Here is a 257-nt window from a genome sequence, read left to right as displayed (position 1 = left end):
GCACAAAATCTAAAAATGCTTGAATAAGTGCATAGAATGGATTTCCACTAGATAAATTTAATAAAAATGATCCAGATAAAATACCTATAAACAACGATATTACAACATCCTTAGTTATAAATGCTAGTACTATAGCTACCAGTGGTGGCAATATAGTAAACCATCCAAATTTGCCTGAATTCATTACTGATGGATCTATCTCCTCAGCAAAAGCAACTGTTGATGTCATAAAAAACATCATAAACGTTAATAAAAAT

General features: G+C 30.0%; 1 pseudogene. It reads right to left on the bottom strand.

The window, feature by feature from the left end:
* Window positions 1–257: pseudogene (locus NG901_RS16760) on the bottom strand (Na+/H+ antiporter NhaC family protein); the annotation flags it as partial.

Origin of the sequence: Clostridium sp. CMCC3677 (assembly GCF_023845585.1) — a bacterium.
Classification (GTDB): Bacteria; Bacillota; Clostridia; order Clostridiales; family Clostridiaceae; genus Clostridium; species Clostridium aquiflavi.
The sequence above is the reverse complement of the archived record's forward strand: the minus strand, read 5'-3'. Positions and strand labels throughout refer to the sequence as shown.